Raw genomic sequence first — 388 nt, forward strand, 5'->3', positions numbered from 1 at the left:
GCTCGACGGCGCCACGCTCGACCAGTGGGATGAGGCCGCGCGCGGCCGGATCGTCGGCTACCTGCCGCAGGACATCCAGCTGTTCGACGGCACCATCGCCGAGAACATCGCGCGCTTTGCGCCCGACCGGGACGACGGGCAGGTGATCGCCGCCGCGCGCGCCGCCGGCGTCCACGACATGATCGTCCGCTTCCCGCAGGGCTATGAGACGCGCATCGGCGAGGCCGGCGCCGCCTTGTCCGGCGGGCAGCGGCAGCGCATCGCGCTCGCCCGCGCGCTCTATGGCGATCCCTTCCTCGTCGTGCTCGACGAGCCGAGTTCCAATCTCGACGCGGACGGCGACGCGGCGCTGGCGACGGCGATCGCGTCGATCCGGCAGCGCGGCGGC

Annotated in this window: 1 protein-coding gene; it reads left to right on the plus strand. The window is 73.7% G+C overall.

What is annotated here, in order from left to right; all coding sequences use genetic code 11:
* Positions 1–388 (plus strand): ATP-binding cassette domain-containing protein (locus I6F37_RS44280; protein ID WP_225155027.1); only part of this gene is annotated, 388 nt, incomplete at both ends.

Source organism: Bradyrhizobium sp. NBAIM08 (assembly GCF_020193935.1).
Classification (GTDB): Bacteria; Pseudomonadota; Alphaproteobacteria; order Rhizobiales; family Xanthobacteraceae; genus Bradyrhizobium; species Bradyrhizobium yuanmingense.